The organism is Enterococcus sp. AZ040 (genome assembly GCF_050499185.1).
Classification (GTDB): Bacteria; Bacillota; Bacilli; order Lactobacillales; family Enterococcaceae; genus Enterococcus_D; species Enterococcus_D entomosocium.
Map to the genome: position 1 here is coordinate 1,130,268 of NZ_JBMHEW010000001.1, position 20,821 is coordinate 1,151,088.

23 protein-coding genes and 1 other annotated feature are annotated in these 20,821 nt (G+C 43.5%); of the genes, 21 read left to right on the top strand and 2 right to left on the bottom strand.

From position 1 onward, the window contains the following. Positions 1 to 20: 20 nt before the first annotated feature. The 4 genes from IGK63_RS05235 (at position 21) to IGK63_RS05250 (ending at position 2,193) form a co-directional block, all read left to right on the top strand. Positions 21 to 230, top strand: a complete 210-nt coding sequence (locus tag IGK63_RS05235) for a YqgQ family protein (protein ID WP_005229394.1) — start codon at positions 21 to 23, stop codon at positions 228 to 230. After that, positions 230 to 1,201 (top strand): ROK family glucokinase, encoded by a 972-nt coding sequence (locus IGK63_RS05240; RefSeq protein ID WP_005229395.1) that lies wholly within the window; start codon positions 230 to 232, stop codon positions 1,199 to 1,201. The genes IGK63_RS05235 and IGK63_RS05240 overlap by 1 nt, the downstream gene beginning before the upstream one ends. Positions 1,202 to 1,283: 82 nt before the next feature. After that, positions 1,284 to 1,685: a rhodanese-like domain-containing protein gene (locus IGK63_RS05245; RefSeq protein WP_016613157.1), complete on the top strand. Its 402-nt coding sequence runs from the start codon at positions 1,284 to 1,286 to the stop codon at positions 1,683 to 1,685. Between the two features lie 151 nt (positions 1,686 to 1,836). Continuing rightward, on the top strand, positions 1,837 to 2,193 hold the full coding sequence (locus tag IGK63_RS05250) for a DUF488 domain-containing protein (RefSeq protein WP_016613158.1): 357 nt from the start codon (positions 1,837 to 1,839) through the stop codon (positions 2,191 to 2,193). 56 nt (positions 2,194 to 2,249) lie between these two features. On the opposite strand, the gene IGK63_RS05255 is transcribed toward IGK63_RS05250, so the two are convergent. Next, positions 2,250 to 2,417 carry a DUF3042 family protein gene (locus IGK63_RS05255; protein ID WP_017144401.1) on the bottom strand — a complete coding sequence of 56 codons (168 nt, stop codon included), beginning with the start codon at positions 2,415 to 2,417 and terminating at the stop codon, positions 2,250 to 2,252. 150 nt (positions 2,418 to 2,567) lie between these two features. Here IGK63_RS05255 and IGK63_RS05260 point away from each other — a divergent pair, with 150 nt between their 5' ends. The 10 genes from IGK63_RS05260 to argS all read left to right on the top strand — a co-directional run bounded on the left by IGK63_RS05260 (position 2,568) and on the right by argS (position 13,502). After that, the gene (locus tag IGK63_RS05260) at positions 2,568 to 3,725 is read left to right on the top strand and encodes a galactokinase (protein ID WP_008381089.1); all 1,158 of its coding nucleotides are present in this window, start codon (positions 2,568 to 2,570) and stop codon (positions 3,723 to 3,725) included. Between the two features lie 41 nt (positions 3,726 to 3,766). Then, on the top strand, positions 3,767 to 4,765 hold the full coding sequence (gene galE / locus IGK63_RS05265) for a UDP-glucose 4-epimerase GalE (protein WP_034872195.1): 999 nt from the start codon (positions 3,767 to 3,769) through the stop codon (positions 4,763 to 4,765). A 3-nt stretch (positions 4,766 to 4,768) separates the two neighbouring features. Then, positions 4,769 to 6,253 (top strand): UDP-glucose--hexose-1-phosphate uridylyltransferase, encoded by a 1,485-nt coding sequence (gene galT / locus IGK63_RS05270; protein WP_016613160.1) that lies wholly within the window; start codon positions 4,769 to 4,771, stop codon positions 6,251 to 6,253. Positions 6,254 to 6,285: 32 nt separating this feature from the next. After that, the gene (locus IGK63_RS05275) at positions 6,286 to 7,266 is read left to right on the top strand and encodes a LacI family DNA-binding transcriptional regulator (protein WP_016613161.1); all 981 of its coding nucleotides are present in this window, start codon (positions 6,286 to 6,288) and stop codon (positions 7,264 to 7,266) included. A gap of 263 nt (positions 7,267 to 7,529) precedes the next feature. Beyond that, positions 7,530 to 8,255 carry a tRNA (adenosine(37)-N6)-threonylcarbamoyltransferase complex dimerization subunit type 1 TsaB gene (gene tsaB, locus IGK63_RS05280; RefSeq protein ID WP_008381097.1) on the top strand — a complete coding sequence of 242 codons (726 nt, stop codon included), beginning with the start codon at positions 7,530 to 7,532 and terminating at the stop codon, positions 8,253 to 8,255. Next, positions 8,239 to 8,781: a ribosomal protein S18-alanine N-acetyltransferase gene (gene rimI, locus IGK63_RS05285; RefSeq protein ID WP_008381099.1), complete on the top strand. Its 543-nt coding sequence runs from the start codon at positions 8,239 to 8,241 to the stop codon at positions 8,779 to 8,781. The genes tsaB and rimI (IGK63_RS05285) overlap by 17 nt, the downstream gene beginning before the upstream one ends. Continuing rightward, the gene (gene rimI, locus IGK63_RS05290) at positions 8,774 to 9,247 is read left to right on the top strand and encodes a ribosomal protein S18-alanine N-acetyltransferase (protein WP_016613163.1); all 474 of its coding nucleotides are present in this window, start codon (positions 8,774 to 8,776) and stop codon (positions 9,245 to 9,247) included. Before rimI (IGK63_RS05285) ends, rimI (IGK63_RS05290) begins: the two co-directional genes overlap by 8 nt. After that, on the top strand, positions 9,240 to 10,259 hold the full coding sequence (tsaD, locus tag IGK63_RS05295) for a tRNA (adenosine(37)-N6)-threonylcarbamoyltransferase complex transferase subunit TsaD (RefSeq protein ID WP_008381103.1): 1,020 nt from the start codon (positions 9,240 to 9,242) through the stop codon (positions 10,257 to 10,259). The genes rimI (IGK63_RS05290) and tsaD overlap by 8 nt, the downstream gene beginning before the upstream one ends. Before the next feature lie 136 nt (positions 10,260 to 10,395). Continuing rightward, positions 10,396 to 11,409: an ornithine carbamoyltransferase gene (argF, locus tag IGK63_RS05300; protein WP_005237003.1), complete on the top strand. Its 1,014-nt coding sequence runs from the start codon at positions 10,396 to 10,398 to the stop codon at positions 11,407 to 11,409. An 80-nt stretch (positions 11,410 to 11,489) separates the two neighbouring features. Continuing rightward, positions 11,490 to 11,683 (top strand) — a binding site (T-box leader). A 127-nt stretch (positions 11,684 to 11,810) separates the two neighbouring features. Next, positions 11,811 to 13,502, top strand: a complete 1,692-nt coding sequence (gene argS / locus IGK63_RS05305) for an arginine--tRNA ligase (RefSeq protein WP_016613164.1) — start codon at positions 11,811 to 11,813, stop codon at positions 13,500 to 13,502. 85 nt (positions 13,503 to 13,587) lie between these two features. Here the strand turns inward: argS and IGK63_RS05310 are convergent, their stop codons facing one another. Further along, on the bottom strand, positions 13,588 to 14,058 hold the full coding sequence (locus IGK63_RS05310) for an arginine repressor (protein WP_016613165.1): 471 nt from the start codon (positions 14,056 to 14,058) through the stop codon (positions 13,588 to 13,590). A 300-nt stretch (positions 14,059 to 14,358) separates the two neighbouring features. Here IGK63_RS05310 and rpsB point away from each other — a divergent pair, with 300 nt between their 5' ends. The 7 genes from rpsB to rseP all read left to right on the top strand — a co-directional run bounded on the left by rpsB (position 14,359) and on the right by rseP (position 20,782). After that, positions 14,359 to 15,147 (top strand): 30S ribosomal protein S2, encoded by a 789-nt coding sequence (rpsB, locus tag IGK63_RS05315; protein ID WP_005229426.1) that lies wholly within the window; start codon positions 14,359 to 14,361, stop codon positions 15,145 to 15,147. A gap of 110 nt (positions 15,148 to 15,257) precedes the next feature. Continuing rightward, entirely contained in the window at positions 15,258 to 16,139 is an 882-nt protein-coding gene (gene tsf / locus IGK63_RS05320) for a translation elongation factor Ts (RefSeq protein ID WP_005229432.1), read from the top strand. 147 nt (positions 16,140 to 16,286) lie between these two features. Then, positions 16,287 to 17,009: a UMP kinase gene (gene pyrH / locus IGK63_RS05325; RefSeq protein ID WP_005229433.1), complete on the top strand. Its 723-nt coding sequence runs from the start codon at positions 16,287 to 16,289 to the stop codon at positions 17,007 to 17,009. A 1-nt stretch (position 17,010) separates the two neighbouring features. Continuing rightward, on the top strand, positions 17,011 to 17,568 hold the full coding sequence (frr, locus tag IGK63_RS05330; protein WP_005229434.1) for a ribosome recycling factor: 558 nt from the start codon (positions 17,011 to 17,013) through the stop codon (positions 17,566 to 17,568). Positions 17,569 to 17,759: 191 nt separating this feature from the next. Continuing rightward, complete coding sequence (locus IGK63_RS05335) at positions 17,760 to 18,560, top strand: isoprenyl transferase (protein ID WP_005236994.1); 801 nt, start codon at positions 17,760 to 17,762, stop codon at positions 18,558 to 18,560. After that, complete coding sequence (locus tag IGK63_RS05340; RefSeq protein WP_016613168.1) at positions 18,557 to 19,363, top strand: phosphatidate cytidylyltransferase; 807 nt, start codon at positions 18,557 to 18,559, stop codon at positions 19,361 to 19,363. The genes IGK63_RS05335 and IGK63_RS05340 overlap by 4 nt, the downstream gene beginning before the upstream one ends. Positions 19,364 to 19,513: 150 nt before the next feature. Beyond that, a complete protein-coding gene (gene rseP / locus IGK63_RS05345) occupies positions 19,514 to 20,782 on the top strand; it encodes an RIP metalloprotease RseP (RefSeq protein WP_016613169.1) in 1,269 nt (422 codons plus the stop codon). The last annotated feature ends 39 nt before the right edge of the window (positions 20,783 to 20,821 follow it).

The following is a 20,821-nucleotide window of genomic DNA, read 5'->3' on the forward strand; positions in this document are numbered from 1 at the left end:
AATAAGCAGGAAGTGGTTAAATGGAAACGTTATATGACGTACAACAATTACTGAAACAATTTGGTGTTTACGTATATGTCGGCAAGCGGATCTACGATATAGAACTGATGCAAATCGAGTTGAAAAACTTTTATGACAGTCGCTTGATAGATCGGGATGTATATCTGACTGCCCGGCGAATTCTTACGCGGGAGCATCGAATTGAAGAAAGCCGGGAGGAAAACAAGTGATGGACAAAAAAATCATCGGAATTGATTTAGGCGGAACAACTGTGAAATTCGCTATTTTAACGAGCGAAGGCGAGATTCAGCAAAAATGGAGTATTGACACCAATATTCTTGATGAAGGCTCACATATCGTGCCAGAAATCGTGGCATCGATCAATCATCGCCTAGAATTATATGGCTTACAGCCGGAAGCATTTATCGGTATTGGTATGGGGACACCAGGAAGTGTCGACCGTGACAAAGGAACCGTCATAGGTGCCTACAATCTGAACTGGAAAACACTTCAGCCAGTCAAAGAACTGATTGAAAAAGGCACAAAAATCCCCTTTGCCATCGATAACGATGCCAATGTAGCAGCTTTAGGTGAGCGTTGGAAAGGGGCAGGGGATAACAATCCTGATGTCATCTTTATCACACTAGGTACAGGTGTTGGCGGCGGTATCATCATGGAAGGGCAATTGCTTCATGGGGTTGCTGGTTGTGCCGGAGAAATCGGTCATATCACTGTTGATCCTGAAGGGTTCGAATGTACTTGCGGCAAACGTGGTTGTTTAGAAACGGTTTCTAGTGCGACGGGTGTTGTGCGAGTTGCTCGACAGTTGGCAGAAGAATATGCTGGCGACTCGGCATTGAAACAACAGCTGGACAATGGGGAAGATGTTTCAAGTAAAGATATTTTTGAAGCGGCTCAAGCAAACGATCCATTTGGCTTGATGGTCGTTGATAAAGTGTGCTTCTACCTTGGGTTGGCATGCGGAAACCTAGGAAACACATTAAATCCATCAAGTATCGTTTTAGGTGGAGGCGTATCAGCAGCCGGTGAATTTTTACGTGAACGGGTTGCTGCCTACTTTGCTCAATTTACCTTCCCACAGGTAACGGAAAGTACTGAAATCAAATTGGCCGAACTTGGGAATGATGCCGGTGTGATTGGGGCAGCATCATTAGCTTTGCAGTTTGCAGCAAAAGCATAGATGACAAGCTGCTAGGCAAGGATAGATTAAAGCAGCATAAATCAAAAAAGAATGTTTGTTACAATAGAGAGGAATAGAAGAAATGACACCAATTATGTGGCTAAACTTGGTTTTGGCATTAATAATCTTAGCAATCGCTTTGAACTGGGCGTATTTTCAAATTATGGGACGCCGTTCAGCAACGATCATCTCAGAAGATGAATTTAAAGCAGGAATGAAGAAAGCCCAAGTGATCGACGTTCGGGAAAAAAATGAATTTGACAGTGGGCATATTTTAGGGGCGCGTAATATTCCCTTTACTGTTTTAACCAATTCCTTCAGCGCATTTCGTAAAGATCAACCGATCTACTTATATGACACGCGTAAATCGTTGAGTATTCGCGCAGCAAATAAATTACGAAAAGAAGGCTTTACCAATGTCTATATCCTAAAAGAAGGTTATGAAGGCTGGAGTGGCAAGACGAAAAAGAAAAATAGTTTATAAAAGAGAGAACTTAAGGCAAAAGAACACAAGCAAATTTGAATGAGCGACGAAACACCAAACGGAGTGTTTCAAGTAAGTCATTGTTCAATTTACATTGTGGACTTTTGCCTTTATTTATAGAACTTAGGTCTATCGATAAGGAGAGTGTGCGTTGATCAAGCGAAAAAGAATTTATGAAGTGGCGGAAACGACAGATGGCTATCGGGTATTGGTGGATCGCATCTGGCCTAGAGGAATGAAAAAGGAGGCAGCCCAGATCGATCTATGGCTCAAAGCAGTCGCACCAAGTACTGAATTGCGCAAATGGTTTGGGCATGATCCTGAACGTTTTGATGCGTTTAAAGGCCGCTATCTACAAGAATTAGAGAAAGCGCCAGCTAAAGATGCCTTGGCACGGTTAAAAGCGTTGGTTGCTGAACAACAGACCGTGACCTTACTTTACGGAGCGAAAAATGAAGAACAAAATCAAGCCGTGATTTTGCAGGACTTACTGGAGAAGGCAGAATGATTACCTAAAAGAGCCGCCAGCCTATTGAAGGCTGACGGCTCTTTTGTAGCAAATGATTAGCGGGCAACGCTTTTACGCATCGCGCGTTTCCGTTTTTCATCATGATCTGCTTGTTGTTCGTCAATTGGATCAATCACTTGTTTCTTGACCGTCATAACAACACTTGCAGCTGCAGCAACCGTTGCGACTGTTCCTACTAAAAATCCTGAAAGAAATCGTTTCATCATTAAACACCTCGCCTTTAGTTATAGGTTCATTATGAATGAAAACGGAAAAAATATCAAAAAAAATCACTTTTGGGATTGAAAACGCTTGAAATAATTTAGTAAATAATTTACAATAAGTTTACTAAAAAGAAAGTGGGAGTGAGAAAAATGGAGCAATTGCAACAGATATTTATTGATAAATTTGGAACAGCAGGCACAGGCATGTATTTTGCGCCAGGGAGAATCAACTTGATCGGTGAACACACAGATTACAATGGCGGTTATGTTTTCCCGGCGGCAATCACATTAGGCACGTATGCAGTAGCACGAAAACGTGAAGACCAGTTGATCCAACTCTATTCAGAGAATTTTCCAGAAAAAGGCGTGATCTCCTTTCAGTTAGATGAACTAGATTACCGAAAAGAAGATGATTGGACAAACTATCCGAAAGGGGTCGTTCGTTTCCTAAAAGAAGCGGGGCAAGGGATCGATCGTGGCTTTGACATCGCTTTTTATGGCAACATTCCGAATGGCGCAGGTCTTTCTTCTTCTGCATCGATTGAATTGCTGACGGGGGTTTGTCTAAAAGATCTCTTTGATTTAACTTTGAAGACCTTGGACTTAGTTAAAATCGGCAAAAAAGTCGAAAATGAGTTTATTGGCGTTAACTCAGGGATCATGGATCAATTTGCGATCGGAATGGGTCAAAAAGACCATGCATTGCTTTTAGATACGAACACTTTAAATTATGAAGTCGTACCAGCGGCATTTGGTGATTATGTCGTAGCGATCATGAATACCAATAAGCGCCGCGAATTGGCTGATTCTAAATACAATGAACGACGTGCAGAATGTGAAGAAGCATTAGCTCGTTTGCAAAAATCATTAGCCGTTGATTCATTGGGCGCATTGGACGAAGCAACCTTTTTTGCAAATACAGCATTGATCGATGATCCACGCTTGATCAAACGGGCGAAACATGCAGTGACGGAAAACCAACGGACATTAAAAGCAAAAGCCGCTTTGACTGCTGGTGATCTTGAAGAATTCGGCCAGTTGTTAAATGCTTCGCATGCTTCATTGCGGGATGATTATGAAGTGACAGGGCGTGAACTAGATACATTAGTCGCAGCTGCTCAAGCGCATCCTGCTGTTTTAGGTGCGCGGATGACTGGTGCGGGCTTTGGCGGCTGCGGGATCGCATTGGTCAAAGCAAGTGAATGGGCTGATTTTGAAGCGTCCGTCAAAGCAACCTATTTAGCAGAAATCGGCTACGCAACCGACATTTATCAAGCAAGTATTGATGATGGTGCACGAAAACTGTAGAATAAGAAATGATGAAGGAATTTAGAAAGAAGGCTGAAAATATGGCGATTTTAGTATTAGGAGGAGCCGGCTATATCGGTTCTCATGCAGTCGATCAATTGATCGGACAAGGAAAACAAGTCGTTGTCGTTGACAATTTGCTGACAGGACATCGCCAAGCGATCCATCCAGCAGCAACCTTTTATGAAGGGGATATTCGCGACAAAGCATTTTTACAATCGGTATTTGAAAAAGAAACGATCGATGGCGTGATTCACTTTGCTGCTAGCTCTTTGGTGGGCGAATCCGTAGAAAAACCATTGAAATATTTCAACAATAATGTGTATGGGATGCAGGTCCTCTTAGAAGTGATGAAGGAACATCAAGTGAAACATATTGTCTTTTCTTCTACAGCAGCAACCTATGGGGAACCTGATCATAGTCCAATCACGGAAGAAACCCCAACAAATCCTAAAAATCCTTATGGCGAAAGCAAGTTGATCATGGAAAAAATGATGCGTTGGTGCGATGAAGCCTATGGTATGAAGTATGTCGCATTGCGTTATTTCAATGTGGCTGGCGCGAAGTCGGATGCTTCGATCGGTGAAGACCATGATCCAGAAACACACTTAGTACCGATCATCTTGCAAGCTGCTTTAGGACAACGAAAAGAAGTCGCGATTTTTGGGGAGGATTACGATACTCCAGATGGGACTTGTGTCCGCGATTATGTTCATGTCGAAGATCTGATCGCTGCTCACCTGTTAGCATTAGAGTATTTACAAAAAGGCAGTGAGAGCAATGTCTTCAATTTAGGCAGCAATCATGGGTACTCTGTGAAAGAAATGGTGGAAGCGGCCCGCAATGTAACGAAAAAAGAGATCCCAGCCAGAGTGGCGCCTCGCCGTGCCGGTGATCCAAGTACCTTAGTGGCATCGAGTGAAAAAGCACGAAAGGTTTTAGGCTGGAAACCAGTCTATACCGACGTCGAAGCAATCATCGAGACTGCTTGGAATTGGCATGTCAGCCATCCAAATGGGTATCAAGGGCAGGAGGAATAACCAATGACGATCAGCCAAACAATCAGCGATTTCGTCACTTTAGCAATCAAGGCTGGCGGCTGGATGGAAATGGATCGTATTTATTTGCAAAACCGAGTACTAGCCATGATCGGGGAAGCTGTTTTTGAGCCCAGCGAAATTCGTTCTGTTGCTCGTTCCTCGATTGAAATGATGGACGAACTGGTGGCATGTGCATTGAGCAATCAGCAAATTGGCGATTCTCACGCAGAAAGAGAAATCTTTGAAGCACAGTTGATGGACTTTTTGACGCCACCACCTTCAGTAGTCAATGCTTTTTTTGCGCAACATTATGCCAATGACCCTAAAGAAGCGACGGATTATTTCTTTGAGCTGTGCCGTCAAAATGATTACATCAAGACTCGGGCCATCGCTAAAAATATCGTCTTTCCTGTTGATACGGAGTATGGGGAGATCGAGATCACGATCAATTTATCAAAACCTGAAAAAGATCCGAAGCAAATTGCCCAAGAAGGTACCGCTGCTTCTGTAGATTATCCGAAATGTATGTTGTGTTTGGAAAATGAAGGCTACCAAGGAAGGGTCAATTACCCAGCGCGGACCAATCATCGGATCATTCGTATGAATTTGGATAATGAAGCGTGGGGCTTCCAATATTCTCCTTACGCCTATTACAATGAGCATTCGATTTTTCTTTCTTTAGACCATCGGCCTATGAAAATCAATTTGCAAACCTTCGCTCGCTTGTTGCAGATCATTGAAGTGATGCCGCATTATTTTGTCGGGTCCAATGCCGATCTGCCGATCGTCGGGGGTTCGATCTTGTCCCATGACCATTACCAAGGAGGGCGGCATACGTTTGCCATGGCAAAAGCGCCAATCGAACAACACTTTTCTTTGACTGGGTTTCCTGATGTAGCTGCGGGGATCGTGAAGTGGCCAATGTCGGTGATACGATTACAAGCGAAAAACAAACAAAAATTAGCCGCCGCTTGCCAATACGTGTTAGCCCAATGGCAACAGTACTCAGATCCAAGTGTTTCGATCCATGCTTTTTCAGAAGATGGGACGGCTCATCATACAGTGACACCGATCGCCCGCAAGCAAGGAGAGCTGTTTGAAATGGACTTAGTCTTGCGGGATAATAATGTTTCCAAAGAACATCCTGACGGCATTTTTCATCCACATCAAGAAGTGCAGCATATCAAAAAAGAAAATATCGGATTGATTGAAGTCATGGGTTTGGCAGTTCTCCCACCGCGTTTAGCTCCGGAACTAGAAGAAGTGACTGCTTATCTATTGGATCAGCCCAATCAGATCGCGGCTTACCATATACCGTGGGCAGATGCGATCAAAGCCCAGCACCCAGAATGCAATGCCGAAAACGTGTCGCAGATTTTGCGCAATGCATTAGGAGAAGTCTTTACACAAGTATTGACGCATGCAGGCGTCTTTAAACGAGACCAGACAGGGCAAGCGGCCTTTGCTCGCTTTATAGCTACTTTATAAAAAAGTTCCCCGCAAAAAAAGGAGGCTGGAAGATGGCAACGATTAAAGATATTGCACAACAGGCTGGCGTCTCGCCAGCCACTGTATCACGGGTGCTGAATTACGATTCAGAATTATCGGTCAGTTCTGAAACCAAAGAGAAAATTTTTAAAGCCGCAGAAGCACTCAATTACACAAAACATAAAAAAAAGAGTCAGCCAGAAACCAGTAGTATGCGCTTGATCCAATGGTTTGATACCGAGGAAGAATTAGCGGATCTTTACTATTTAGCGATCCGTATCGGGATTGAAAACAAAACCGAAGAATTAGGGATCCGTTTGCTGAAAGAACCCTATGAAGGATTGTCTGATACCGCCGTCGATGGAACGATCGCGCTAGGGAAATTCGATGATCACCAGATTCGTCAATTGAAAAAAAGCCAATCCAATTTGTTGATGGTCGATTTTGACGCATTGGCCCAGGGCGTCAATTCTCTGGTGGTGGACTTTCAACAAGCGGTCGATTTAGTGATCGATGACTTTATTGCAAAAGGCCACCAAAGGATCGGCTTGTTATCAGGCGTTGAGTTTACCAAGGACCATCACCAAGAAATCGAAGACCCTCGGCGCCGGATTTTTGAGGAACGGCTTCGTCGGTTGAAGTTGCACCACCCGCAATATCATCTCAGCGCACCGTTTACAGTAGAGGGCGGTTATGAGGCGATGAAAGAGTATTTGCAGCAAAACAAAGAGTTGCCAAGTGCCTTATTTGCTTCCAGTGATGCCTTAGCGATTGGCGCTATGCGTGCTTTGCAAGAAAAAAACATCAAGATTCCAGATGAGATCGCAATTATCGGCTTCAATGATGTCAGTGTCGCAAAGTACGTCTTTCCGACTCTGTCAACCATCAAAGTTCATACGGAATGGCTGGGGGAGCTGGCAGTGACGACCTTGCTGGATATCATTACGAATGCAGCACCCGTTCCTCGCAAAGTTACGATCGCAACGGAGCTGATTACGCGCCAATCTTCCTAGCAACCAGTTGAATCACCGAAGGATGTCGTTACACACGTCAACTGAGTTTTAATGGATTAAAAAAAAATGAATATCGCCTTACCCGAACCTTTAAACAGCCCCGCTGGTTTGCAACTGCAGCCGTGCTTGCTTTTTTCAAAGGTTCGGGTATTGTTGTCCTATTGCTTTTTTTCTAAACGCAGGCATCTTTTTGGAGACTTGGTTGGGCATTTGATTAGAATATGGTAGAATATGAGAGAGTTTTTTGAATGGGGAGAAGATAGATGAAAACATTAGCGATTGATACCTCAAACCAGACACTGGCGGTTGCGGTGGTCGATGGTCAAGAAGTGTTGGGACAAAGCCAGACGATGGCGATCAAAAACCACAGCACAGCATTGATGCCTGCCATTGATGGATTGATGCAGGCGGTGGGGATGGCCCCTAAAGAGCTGGAGCAAATTGTTGTTGCGAAAGGTCCTGGCTCGTATACGGGTTTGCGCATCGGTGTCACAACAGCAAAAACGCTGGCACAAACATTGAACATCCCGCTGATTGGTGTTTCTAGTTTGAAAGCAGTCGCTGCCAATTGCGTGGGCGTATCGCAAGTGATCGTCCCGTTGTTTGACGCTCGCCGTCAAAATGTCTACGCAGGTGCCTACCAATGGCATAATGGTACCTTAGAAACAAGGATCAAAGATCAGCATATCTCACTGTCTGAGTTATTGACCCAGCTAAAAGCAGTCGATGGTCAAGAAGTCCTATTTGTCGGCGCCGATACCGTCAAATTTAAGGACATGATCGAGGCGGAACTGCCGACAGCCCATATCAATCAAGTGTCGTTATGGAATTACCCGAATGGCGTTGTTTTAGCTGCTATTGCGAAAGAAGAAGCGCCGGTGGCTTCGATCCATGATTTTGTACCGGACTACTTAAAATTAGTTGAAGCCGAAGAAAAATGGTTAGCCTCGCATGAACCGGGAGTGGATGCCTATGTTGAAAAAATTTAAAACGATGACGGGAAAGTTGGCTCTTTTCCGTCAGATTCAATATCCAGAGCGTAAAAAAGAGATACGAGGGGAAACGTATGTTGTTCGTGAATTAGTCGGTGATGACATTAAAGAGCTGCTGCAGGTGGAGCGTCTCGTGTATGCTGGGGAACTGCCTTGGACCAAGAGCGCCTTTTTGTCAGAACTTTATTCACGGGTCAAACATCTTTATTTGGGCATCTTGCATAATGAACGGATGATTGGGTTTATCGGGGTGCGGATTTTAGGCGCTGATGCCCATATCACCAATATCGCGATCATTCCTGATTATCAAGGAAAAGGGATCGGTTCTTTCTTGATAGGAGAGATGGAACGTTATGCAAGGAAAAACAAATGCGACCGTTTGACATTAGAAGTTCGCCTGGGCAATCGTGATGCGCAACGTTTGTATCGGACCCTCGGGTTTGTTTCACAGGCGATCAAAACGGCGTATTACACTGAAGGCAATGAAGACGCATTGGATATGGTGAAATTTTTAAATGACTAACGAACAAGCAGATCAAACGATCCCGACACCGCAAATGCTCTGGTCATTGGCGGATCAGAGCTATCCCTTTGGCTCGCCTTGGAATTTGCAGCAATTTCAGCAAGATTTGCAAAACAGCAACAGTCGCTATTTGTTTCGTTATGGAAAAACCAACCAAGAGCTGATTGGGTTTCTCTGTTTTCAGCAAGTGCTGGATGAAGCAGAGCTGTTTAATGTAGCGGTTTTACCAGCATATCAAGGGCATGGTTTGGCGAAAGAATTGTTGAAACAAATGGAATCGCTCGTGGAACAAACCGATGGTCGGCGGATCTATCTTGAAGTACGTGTGTCGAATTTACAAGCACAGGCCCTTTATTTGCGCATGGGCTATACGGTCATCGGTCGTAGAAAAAAATATTACAGTCATCCTGAAGAGGATGCGTTGATTATGGAAAAGAAAGTAGGCGGAAAAAAATCAAATGAATGAATTGATTTTAGCCATTGAAAGCAGTTGTGATGAAACCAGTGTGGCAGTGATTAAAAACGGCGACACCATTTTAAGTAACATTGTTGCTTCGCAGATCAAGAGCCACCAGCGCTTCGGCGGTGTCGTACCAGAAGTCGCTAGTCGTCACCATGTCGAACAGATTACTTTGTGCATCGACGAAGCATTGACCCAAGCCAACACACAACCAGAAGAGTTGTCAGCTGTTGCTGCTACCTATGGTCCAGGGTTGGTTGGGGCACTGTTGATTGGGCTTTCTGCAGCAAAAGCCTTTGCGTGGGCCCACAGCTTACCGCTGATTCCAGTCAATCACATGGCAGGACATATTTATGCAGCTCGCCTAGTGAAGCCATTGGTTTTTCCTTTAATGGCATTATTGGTCAGCGGTGGCCACACCGAATTGGTGTATATGGCAGAAGATGGCTCTTTTGAGATCATCGGAGAAACGAGAGATGATGCCGCTGGTGAAGCCTATGACAAAGTCGGTCGAGTTCTCGGTTTGCCTTATCCTAGTGGGAAAGAAATTGATCGCCTTGCCCATCTAGGTAGTGATACGTATCACTTTCCTCGAGCAATGATGCAAGAAGATAATTTTGATTTTAGTTTCAGTGGCTTGAAGAGTTCCTTTATCAACTTTGTGCATAATGCACAGCAAAGAGAGGAAGCATTGTCAGTAGAAAATCTAGCAGCCAGTTTTCAGGCCAGCGTAGTCGAAGTATTGGTTCACAAAACAGTGCGGGCATGCCAAGCCTATCCAGTAAAACAACTGATCGTCGCTGGCGGGGTCGCCGCGAATCAAGGCTTGCGTGACGCTTTACAAAAAGCAATGCAGGAATTGCCGGAGGTAGAACTGTTGATTCCACCGTTGCGCCTTTGCGGAGATAATGCGGCCATGATTGGTGCCTATGCCCATGTTGCGTTGAAAAAGCAGCACCTAGCAGACCTTTCATTGAATGCTGATCCAAGTGTCAGCTTTGCCCATAGGATTTCTTAAGATGATTGCACCTAAGATCCGTTCTTAGGTGTTTTTTTTGTTTCATTTATGAGCAAACAGAAGATATAGTTGTATTATATTTCATTGTTTGATATTCTGATGTATATTTATTAATTATTTGAGAGGCGGGTATGCAATGACATCAGTTTTTAAAGGACGCAGTTTTTTAGCAGAGAAAGATTTCACAAAAGAAGAACTGCAATATTTAATTGATTTTTCCCAGCACTTAAAAGGGATGAAAGCCAACAATCAACCACATCGCTACTTAGAAGGAAAAAATATTGCACTTTTATTTGAAAAGAATTCGACACGGACGCGAGCAGCCTTTACAGTTGCAGCGGTGGATTTGGGGGCGCATCCGGAATTTTTAGGGGCCAATGATATTCAGTTGGGGTCTAAAGAATCCGTTGAAGATACCGCCAAAGTATTCGGCCGCATGTTTGACGGGATCGAGTTTCGCGGCTTTAGCCAACAGGTCGTCGAAGATCTGGCCAACTATTCAGGCGTACCTGTTTGGAATGGCTTAACGGATGACTGGCATCCAACACAAATGATCGCTGACTTTTTAACCATTCAAGAAAACTTCGGTGAACTGACTGGCTTGACCATCGCATACTGTGGGGATGGGCGCAACAATGTCGCCAATTCTTTGTTAGTGACGAGTGCGATTTTAGGGGTCAATATTCATGTCGTCACCCCAAAGGCCTTGCAGCCAGAAGCAAACATTATCGAACAAGCACAAGCCTATGCTCAGCACTCTGGCGCAAAGATCCTGGTGACGGATGACGTGGATCAAGGTGTTTTAGGCGCTGATGTCGTGTATACCGATGTTTGGGTTTCAATGGGCGAAGAAGAAAAATTTCAAGAGCGGATCGAACAGCTGCTGCCTTATCAAGTAAACCAATCGTTGATGGAAAAAACGCAAAATGACCAAGTGATTTTTATGCACTGTTTACCGGCTTTTCATGATGAACAAACTATTTATGGCAAAAAAGCAGCGCAGGCGTATGGGATTTCTGAGATGGAAGTCACTGACGAGGTCTTTCGTAGCAAGTATGCTCGTCAATTTGATCAAGCCGAAAATCGTTTGCACTCAATCAAAGCGATCATGGCAGTGACTGCCGGGGATCTATTTATTCCTAAAGTATAAAAATAAAATTTTTGAAAAATGCCAGAATCTCGCTAGCCAAACAAACATTTCTTTGCTATACTTTCTGGGAAGTAAATAGCCTTGATTTGATGAAACAAGAGAAGTAGCGATTCGAGTATCAGTTAGCGAGTTCGGGGTGGTGGAAGCCGAATTGATCAGATTGTGAAACGCACTTGTGAGAATTTGCTAAGCAAACGGAATTCTGCCGTTATCAGAAAAAAGTGGGTCCGAAAAGGACAATCAGAGTGGTACCGCGGGAAATCTCGTCTCTAGTGCAAGTTATGCGCTAGAGGCTTTTTTGTTTTTATCAATCATTTCTTGCATGAAAAACATACAACTGTTTGCTTGCTTCAAACAACGTTTCATCAAAAAATGGGTTCAGTCATTATAGGAGGGATACTATGAATAACAAAGAAATCGTCGCACAAGCGATCCATCAAGTAGTAAAAGAAGATCTATCGATCGAACAAGTTCAGCAATTACTGGAAAATCCAAAGTCAGCCGACCATGGGGATGTGGCATTCCCAGCCTTCTCGCTAGCAAAAGTCTATCGGAAAGCGCCGCAGCAAATTGCCACAGACTTAGCAGAAAGAATCGATCAAGCGTCTTTTGAAAAAATTGAAGTGGTCGGTCCGTATTTAAACTTCTTTATGGATAAAAAAGCAATCTCTGCCCATGTCTTAGAGCTGGTTCTCAAAGAAAAAAATCATTTTGGCGATCAAACCATCGGCAATCAGCAAGCAGTACCGATCGATATGTCTTCACCAAATATTGCCAAACCCATCTCAATGGGGCATTTGCGTTCCACTGTGATTGGTAACTCGATCGGCTTTATTTTAGAAAAAATCGGTTATCAGCCAATTCGCATCAACCATTTAGGCGACTGGGGCACACAATTTGGGAAATTGATCGTTGCCTATAAGAAGTGGGGGTCAGAAGAAGCGGTCAAAGCGGAACCAATCAACGAACTATTACGTTTGTATGTTGATTTTCATGAAGCAGCCGAGACAGATAAGCAATTAGAAGATGATGCGAGAGCTTGGTTCAAGAAACTAGAAGATGGTGACCAAGAAGCAATGGATTTGTGGCAATGGTTCCGTGATGAATCATTAAAAGAATTCAATAAAATCTATGATATGTTGGAAGTTTCCTTTGATTCATTGAATGGCGAAGCTTTCTATAATGATAAAATGACAGAAGTCGTGGAATTATTAGAAGAAAAACACTTGCTAAAAGAAGACCAAGGGGCAGAAATCGTTGATTTGGCTGCCTATGACTTAAATCCGGCGTTGATCCGTAAGTCCGATGGTGCGACCCTTTACATCACACGGGATATGGCTGCAGCGCTTTACCGCAAACGGACCTACAATTTTGCAAAATCATTGTACGTGGTAGGGAATGAACAAAGTTATCACTTCAAACAATTAAAAGCTGTTTTGAAGGAAATGGGCTTTGAGTGGGCAGATGATATGACCCACGTACCATTTGGGTTGATCACCAAAGATGGGAAAAAACTGTCTACAAGAAAAGGCAAGATTGTTCTTTTGGAAGAAGTATTGAATGAAGCGATCGATTCAGCGAAAGAACAAATCACTGAAAAGAACCCAACACTTGAAAACAAAGAAGAAGTAGCAAAACAAGTCGGTGTCGGGGCAGTCGTTTTCCACGATTTGAAAAATGACCGTTTGAATAATTTCGACTTTACGCTAGAAGAAGTCGTCCGTTTTGAAGGAGAGACCGGACCATACGTGCAATACTCTCATGCCCGTGCCATGAGCATTCTTGAAAAAGCCAACTTTGATCCCGCTGCTGTCAGCAGTCTGGCGTTGGCAGACGCTGAGAGCTGGGAAGTTATCAAATTGATTCAGCGCTACCCAGAAACGGTCATGCAAGCGGCGGAAAAATATGAACCATCCGTCATTGCCAAACATGCCATCAAGTTGGCACAAGCCTTTAACAAGTATTATGCCAATGTCAAAATCTTAGCCGAAGATACGGAAAAAGACGCACGTCTGGCTCTGGTTTATGCAGTAACTACTCTATTGAAAGAAGATTTACGGTTGCTTGGTTTACATGCACCTGACAAAATGTAACAAAAAAAGCTGTGTCACTTGTTTCGACAAGGGCACAGCTTTTTTGTAGTGAAGAATGCAGCTAGATCCTATAGCTGTTTTTGCGCTATAAGACCGCGTGGTTTCTGATAAATTGATAAAAAGTTTCAGCGTCTTCGTCGCTGCGGGAAATCACCGCTACTGTATCAAAGCCCGCCAACGAGCAAACTTTTTCTGGCATGGTCACTTCATCGATCGCTGCCGAAAGCAAAGGCGCATTGTCCGCAACGGTATGGATCAAGGTCATGAATTGCACACGATCTACTTTAGTGACAACGTCTTCGATCATCTGTATCAAACGCTGCTCTTCTTCTTTTTCATCCTCAGAAGCTTGCATTCCTTGAAAAATGACAAACTTTGTCTGACCTGACTCATCGGGCACTTTCACGATTTTCAAATCACGAATATCGCGAGAAATAGTCGCTTGCGTGGCGGAGACGCCTTGGGCTTCCAATTGATGCAATAATTCTTCTTGCGTGCGTACAGTATGTTCAGTAATGATTTGTCTAATAAGTAAATGGCGATCAGCTTTTCGCATAGGTAAACTCCTTTAAGCATGATTGATTAAGTCAGCCTTATCATAGCAGATAACGCCGAAAAAACCTATATATTATAAGAAAAGATTTAGAGTGTTAAAAAAAGCTGGATCGCGAATCGTAGTTTTTCATTTGAATCAGTTGCATTTCTTTTTTAGCTACTGTATACTGTTTAAGGCGTGAGTTTTTCACGTCAATCCCACATCTTGTTCCATCTGCGAAGCGGTGCTGATCGATTCAGTTCTTCAAGGAGTAAAAGAGCAAGAGAGGAAAATAAAAAACCAAATTGGAGGAAACACAACATGGCAGTAATCTCAATGAAACAATTACTAGAAGCCGGCGTACACTTTGGTCACCAAACTCGTCGCTGGAACCCAAAAATGAAGAAATATATCTTCACAGAAAGAAACGGCATCTACATCATTGATTTGCAAAAAACAGTGAAATTAGTAGACGCAGCTTACGACTACATGAAAAATGTTGCTGAAGAAGGCGGCGTTGCATTGTTCGTAGGTACTAAAAAACAAGCACAAGAAGCAATCAAAGAAGAAGCAATCCGTTCAGGTCAATACTATGTTAACCATCGTTGGTTAGGTGGAACATTGACAAACTGGGAAACAATCCAAAAACGTGTTGCTCGTTTGAAACAAATCAACAAAATGGAAGAAGATGGTACATTTGCTGTTCTTCCTAAAAAAGAAGTCGTTGGCTTGAACAAAGAGCGCGAACGTCTTGAAAAATTCTTAGGCGGTATTGCTGATATGCCAAGAATTCCAGATGTAATGTACGTTGTTGACCCACGTAAAGAACGTATCGCGATCCAAGAAGCACGCAAATTAAATATCCCGATCGTAGCGATGGTCGATACAAACTGTGATCCAGACGAAATCGATGTTGTTATCCCATCAAATGATGACGCTATTCGTGCCGTTAAATTGATCACTGCGAAAATGGCAGATGCTTTCATCGAAGGTAACCAAGGCGAAGACCAAGTAGCAGAAGAAGATTTTGCTGCTGAATCAACAGAAAACGCAACTTCAATCGAAGAAATCGTTGATGTTGTCGAAGGCGACAACGCATCAGCTGAATAATAAATGATGGAGCTGTTTCAAAGGCTAGGCGCCAAGCCTCACTCTCCTTTGAAACAGCTTTTTTTAAAGACAAGCAATCTTGTTTAAAAACATTTAGGAGGAAACAAAAAATGGCAGAAGTAACAGCTAAATTAGTAAAAGAATTACGCGATATGACTGGTGTAGGAATGATGGACGCAAAACGTGCATTAGTTGAAGTAGAAGGCGACATCGAAAAAGCCGTTGACTTATTACGTGAAAAAGGTATGGCAAAAGCTGCGAAGAAAAACGACCGTATTGCTGCTGAAGGTTTAGCATCTGTAGCAATCAACGGCAACACAGCAGCAATCGTTGAAGTGAACTCAGAAACTGACTTCGTTTCTAAAAACGAAATGTTCCAAGACTTAGTAAAAGAAATCGCTGAAGTAATCGCAGCGAACAAACCAGCTGATATGGATGCTGCTTTAAAATTAGAAACCTCTAAAGGCACAATGGATGCTGCGTTGATCGAAGCAACACAAGTAATCGGAGAAAAAATCAGCTTCCGTCGTTTTGAAGTTGTTGAAAAAGATGACAATGCTGCTTTCGGCGGTTACCTACACATGGGCGGACGTATTGCGGTGTTGACTGTTCTTGAAGGAACAACTGACGAATCAGTTGCGAAAGATGTTGCAATGCACGTTGCAGCGATCAACCCTCGCTACGTGAACGAAGCACAAATCTCTCAAGAAGAATTGGATCATGAAAAACAAGTCTTGACAGAACAAGCATTGAACGAAGGCAAACCAGCGAACATCGTTGAAAAAATGGTTGAAGGACGCTTGAAGAAATTTAAAGCAGAAATCGCTTTGGTTGACCAACCATTCGTTAAAGACCCAGATATGACAGTTGAAAAATATGTTGCATCAAAAGGCGCAACTGTGAAATCTTTTGTCCGCTTTGAAGTCGGCGAAGGTATCGAAAAACGCGAAGACAACTTCGTTGAAGAAGTAATGAGCCAAGTGAAAAAATAATTCTGTTCCTCGAACAGATGGGAACGCATGGAAGTGCGCTCCCTTTTTTTAAGCAAAAACGGTTTTTGAAGAAATAGTGTAGATAATTTTCAACGAAAGAGCACCAATATGCTACAATAGTATTGGAGAATGTACGGAGGAATCATGATGGGCAAACCAAAATATCAACGTGTTGTATTAAAATTAAGTGGTGAAGCATTAGCGGGTGACGAAGGCTTTGGGATCAAACCACCGACCATCCAGGAGATCGTTAAAGAGATCAAGGAAGTCCACGAATTAGGTGTACAGATGGCGATCGTAGTCGGCGGCGGAAACATTTGGCGTGGACAAATCGGTGCGCAAATGGGGATGGAAAGAGCCCAAGCTGATTACATGGGCATGCTAGCAACTGTGATGAATGCTTTAGCATTACAAGATACACTAGAAAACGCTGGTGTACCAACGCGTGTCCAAACTTCAATCGAGATGCGTCAAATCGCTGAGCCTTATATTCGTCGTAGAGCAGAACGCCACTTAGAAAAAGGACGGGTCGTCATTTTTGCTGGCGGAACCGGGAATCCTTATTTCTCAACTGATACGACCGCAGCCTTACGGGCAGCTGAAATCAACGCCGATGTCATTTTGATGGCAAAAAACAATGTTGATGGCGTCTACTCAGCAGATCCTAAAACGGATCAAAGTGCTGTGAAATTTGAAGAATTGACTCATTTAGAAGTCATTTCCAAAGGATTGCAAGTAATGGATTCAACCGCAAGTTCATTAAGTATGGACAACGATATTCCATTAGTCGTATTCAACTTGAATGAGCATGGAAACATTCGCCGCGCCATTTTAGGTGAACATATTGGAACGACAGTAAGGGGGAAATAACATGGCTGACAAAATTTTAACAGAAGCAAAAGACAAAATGAAAAAAGCAGCAGAAAACTTGCAGCGGGAACTAGGACAAATCCGTGCTGGCCGCGCGAACGCGAGCATCTTAGACCGCGTAATGGTTACTTACTATGGTGTACCAACACCCTTGAACCAAATGGCTTCAATTACGATTCCAGAAGCAAGAATTTTGATGATCACACCTTTTGACAAAACAATGATCCAAGAAGTTGAAAAAGCCATCATGCAAAGTGATATTGGTATCACGCCTGCCAATGACGGAACAGTGATTCGTTTGGTGATTCCTCAATTAACGGAAGAACGCCGTAAAGAATTAGCAAAAGACGTGAAAAAAGAAGCTGAAAATGCGAAAATCGCCGTCCGTAACATTCGTCGGGATGCCATGGAAGCTTACAAGAAACAAGAAAAAGCTGGCGACATCACAGAAGATGATTTGCGGGAATCTGAAAAAGAAGTGCAGACTGCTACAGATAACAGCATCAAAGAAATCGATGCCATCGCAGCTGAAAAAGAACAAGAATTACTTGAAGTTTAAAAGGAATGACGAAGAGTCGCTTCAGCGGCTCTTTTTTTATGGGCGAAACTATCTCATGTACTTGAATATGACAGCTGTTTTTTTGTTTTTTCTTAATATGGAAATCTTTTCTTGGTTTTCATAGGCAAGAAATCTGATTATTGTTATAATGTAAAAGATGAATTTCAAGAATTGGAAGAGGAGCGAATACGATGCTGCGTTTTTTTCCACAAAAAGACAAATATATCAAAGAAGCGGCTGAACATGAATTTGATCCATCACTGCCGATTCCCCAACACATCGCAATCATTATGGATGGTAACGGCAGATGGGCGCAAAATCGGCGCTTGCCAAGAGTAGCTGGCCACAAAGAAGGCATGGAGACGGTAAAGAAAATCACGAAACACGCTTCACACTTAGGTGTGAAGGTATTGACGCTTTATGCATTTTCGACAGAGAATTGGAAGCGGCCGAATGAGGAAGTAGACTTTTTGATGCAACTACCAGTCGACTTTTTCGACACCTTTGTTCCTGAACTAATCAAAGAAAATGTTCAAGTCAAAGTGATGGGGTTCACGGATTCTTTACCCCTACACACGCAAGAAGCGGTCAAGCGAGCGATCGACCAAACCAAAGACAATACGGGAATGATCTTGAATTTTGCTTTGAATTATGGCAGCCGCGCAGAAATTTTGACAGCTGTCCAAGCGCTTTATGAAGAACTCTCGGCTTCCGGCGAAGCCCTACCAGAGCTCACGGAAGACATGCTGGGGACGCATTTGATGACTGGTTTTTTACCAAGCCCTTTGCGGGATCCTGAATTGGTGATTCGAACGAGTGGTGAGGAACGTGTCAGTAATTTCTTGTTATGGCAGATTGCATACAGCGAGTTATTCTTTACGAAGGCGCTCTGGCCTGATTTCGATGCTGCGTTATTAGAGGACGCGATTGGGAGCTTTCAACAACGAAACCGGCGTTTTGGCGGTTTGAAAACAGAGGAGGAAGAAGAGTGAGACAACGTGTAATCACTGCGGTCGTCGCATTAGCCTTTTTCCTGCCAATTATTTATGTTGGCGGTATTGCCGTCGAATTGCTGGCAGCAGCAATGGCAGGAATTGGTGTTTATGAATTATTTCGGATGAAAGGACTAGCTATTTTCAGTTTTGAAGGAATTCTTTCAATCCTCGGAGCGGTGATCTTAGTTTTGCCTCAAGAACGCTGGTTTTTCTTTTTGCCAGAGGGGACAGATAAAAGTGCCTTGTACTATGTGATCGTTCTTTTGTTACTAGGGATCGCGGTTATTTCGAAAAATACGTATACCATCGATGAAGCTGGGTTTCCGGTGATCGTTAGCTTATATACCGGTGTCGGGTTTGAACGTTTCTTGACGGCACGGTCAGCAACGGATGGATTAGTTGTTTTAGTTTTCGGGCTGTTTATCGTGTGGGCAACGGATATTGGGGCTTACATGGTGGGACGGCGTTACGGCCAACGAAAATTATGGCCGGAGATTTCTCCTAATAAAACCATCGAAGGGGCCCTAGGCGGGATTGCTGCTGCGGTGGTCGTAGCTGGTTTGTATCTATTAGCATTTCCTGGGAAAGATTATTTTGGACACGGTAGTGCCATCATGATTTTATTGACGGTCCTCTTTTCGATCGCTGGGCAATTTGGTGATTTAGTGGAATCCGCGATCAAACGTCACTATGGCGTGAAGGATTCAGGGAATATCCTGCCAGGTCACGGAGGAATCTTAGATCGCTTCGACAGCATGTTGTTTGTGTTTCCAATCATGTATTTATTCGGTGTCTTTTAGAAAATTTTTAAGAAGTGCAGGCTTGGCTTGCGCTTCTTTTTTTAAATTCTTGTTACAACGGGAATGTGAGTTCCTCAACGGGAACCGGTGTGATAAAATAAGGAAAGGCTGCCCTGAATGAGAGGGATGCTGTGAAAGAGAGGAACGAGCATGAAAACGATACTTGTATTTATCATTATCTTTTCCGTGGTGGTAGTGATTCACGAATTTGGACACTACTTCTTTGCAAAACGGGCAGGTATTTTAGTAAGAGAGTTTGCCATCGGTATGGGGCCTAAATTGTTCGCGCATCAAGCGAAAGATGGGACGACCTACACGATTCGGATGCTGCCATTAGGCGGGTATGTCCAAATGGCAGGCTGGGGCGAAGATGAGACTGAATTAACGCCTGGCATGCCAGTCTCCTTGGTTCAAGATGCAACTGGCAAAGTCATCAAAATCAATACAAGCAAAAAGATCCAATTGCCGCAAGCGATCCCCATGGAAGTGACCGACTTTGACTTGGAGGAGAAGTTGACGATCACTGGCTTCATCAACGGCAATGAACAAGAAGCGGTTACGTACGCTGTGGATCATGACGCAACGATCATTCATGAAGATGGCGTTGAAGTTCGGATCGCACCAAAAGACGTTCAATTCCAGTCTGCAAAGCTGTGGCAACGAATGCTGACGAATTTTGCAGGACCGATGAATAACTTTATTTTATCCTTGGTTTTATTCACTGGGTTGGTGTTTGCGCAAGGTGGTGTCGCGAATCAAGATGCAACCGTCGTGACAGGAATCGAAGCAGGAACCCCGGCAGCTGAAGCCGGGCTGCAAAATGGCGACGAAATCCTAGCAGTTGAAGGCGTCGATGTTTCCAACTGGTCAGAATTGACGACAGAGATCCAAAAGTACCCAGCTACTAAGATTACTCTAGAAGTCAAACGAGGAGCGGAAACACTTGCTTTGACAGCAACTCCTGCGAGTCAAGAATCAGGGGAGACCACGATCGGTTTCTTAGGGATCACGGCTTCGTTAAAAACTGGGATCGGAGACATCTTACTGGGTGGCTTACAAACGACCATTGACAATTCGCTGGTTATTTTTAGAGCAGTCGGCAACTTGATCGCCCAACCAGATATCAATAAATTGGGCGGACCGGTAGCGATTTTCCAACTGTCTTCTCAAGCCGCATCGCAAGGTGTCACAACGGTGATCGCCATGATGGCGATGATTTCCATCAATTTGGGGATCTTTAATTTATTGCCGATTCCTGGATTAGATGGTGGGAAACTGGTTTTAAATATTTTAGAAGGTGTGCGAGGCAAGCCAATCAGTCAAGAAAAAGAAGGCATCATTACCCTGATTGGGTTTGGGTTTTTGATGCTGCTGATGGTTCTCGTTACCTGGAATGATATCCAACGTTTCTTCTTTTAAAAATAAGACGCACAAGCAAATCAATTGTTGATCGGGTGA

Bases quoted from the DNA above. Each gene is read 5' to 3' on its own strand.
- IGK63_RS05235 (WP_005229394.1), top strand. From the start codon at position 21: ATGGAAACGTTATATGACGTACAACAATTACTGAAACAATTTGGTGTT.
- IGK63_RS05240 (WP_005229395.1), top strand. From the start codon at position 230: ATGGACAAAAAAATCATCGGAATTGATTTAGGCGGAACAACTGTGAAA.
- IGK63_RS05245 (WP_016613157.1), top strand. From the start codon at position 1,284: ATGACACCAATTATGTGGCTAAACTTGGTTTTGGCATTAATAATCTTA.
- IGK63_RS05255 (WP_017144401.1), bottom strand. From the start codon at position 2,417: ATGAAACGATTTCTTTCAGGATTTTTAGTAGGAACAGTCGCAACGGTT.
- IGK63_RS05260 (WP_008381089.1), top strand. From the start codon at position 2,568: ATGGAGCAATTGCAACAGATATTTATTGATAAATTTGGAACAGCAGGC.
- galE (WP_034872195.1), top strand. From the start codon at position 3,767: ATGGCGATTTTAGTATTAGGAGGAGCCGGCTATATCGGTTCTCATGCA.
- galT (WP_016613160.1), top strand. From the start codon at position 4,769: ATGACGATCAGCCAAACAATCAGCGATTTCGTCACTTTAGCAATCAAG.
- IGK63_RS05275 (WP_016613161.1), top strand. From the start codon at position 6,286: ATGGCAACGATTAAAGATATTGCACAACAGGCTGGCGTCTCGCCAGCC.
- tsaB (WP_008381097.1), top strand. From the start codon at position 7,530: ATGAAAACATTAGCGATTGATACCTCAAACCAGACACTGGCGGTTGCG.
- rimI (WP_008381099.1), top strand. From the start codon at position 8,239: ATGTTGAAAAAATTTAAAACGATGACGGGAAAGTTGGCTCTTTTCCGT.
- rimI (WP_016613163.1), top strand. From the start codon at position 8,774: ATGACTAACGAACAAGCAGATCAAACGATCCCGACACCGCAAATGCTC.
- tsaD (WP_008381103.1), top strand. From the start codon at position 9,240: ATGAATGAATTGATTTTAGCCATTGAAAGCAGTTGTGATGAAACCAGT.
- argF (WP_005237003.1), top strand. From the start codon at position 10,396: ATGACATCAGTTTTTAAAGGACGCAGTTTTTTAGCAGAGAAAGATTTC.
- argS (WP_016613164.1), top strand. From the start codon at position 11,811: ATGAATAACAAAGAAATCGTCGCACAAGCGATCCATCAAGTAGTAAAA.
- IGK63_RS05310 (WP_016613165.1), bottom strand. From the start codon at position 14,058: ATGCGAAAAGCTGATCGCCATTTACTTATTAGACAAATCATTACTGAA.
- rpsB (WP_005229426.1), top strand. From the start codon at position 14,359: ATGGCAGTAATCTCAATGAAACAATTACTAGAAGCCGGCGTACACTTT.
- tsf (WP_005229432.1), top strand. From the start codon at position 15,258: ATGGCAGAAGTAACAGCTAAATTAGTAAAAGAATTACGCGATATGACT.
- pyrH (WP_005229433.1), top strand. From the start codon at position 16,287: ATGGGCAAACCAAAATATCAACGTGTTGTATTAAAATTAAGTGGTGAA.
- frr (WP_005229434.1), top strand. From the start codon at position 17,011: ATGGCTGACAAAATTTTAACAGAAGCAAAAGACAAAATGAAAAAAGCA.
- IGK63_RS05335 (WP_005236994.1), top strand. From the start codon at position 17,760: ATGCTGCGTTTTTTTCCACAAAAAGACAAATATATCAAAGAAGCGGCT.
- rseP (WP_016613169.1), top strand. From the start codon at position 19,514: ATGAAAACGATACTTGTATTTATCATTATCTTTTCCGTGGTGGTAGTG.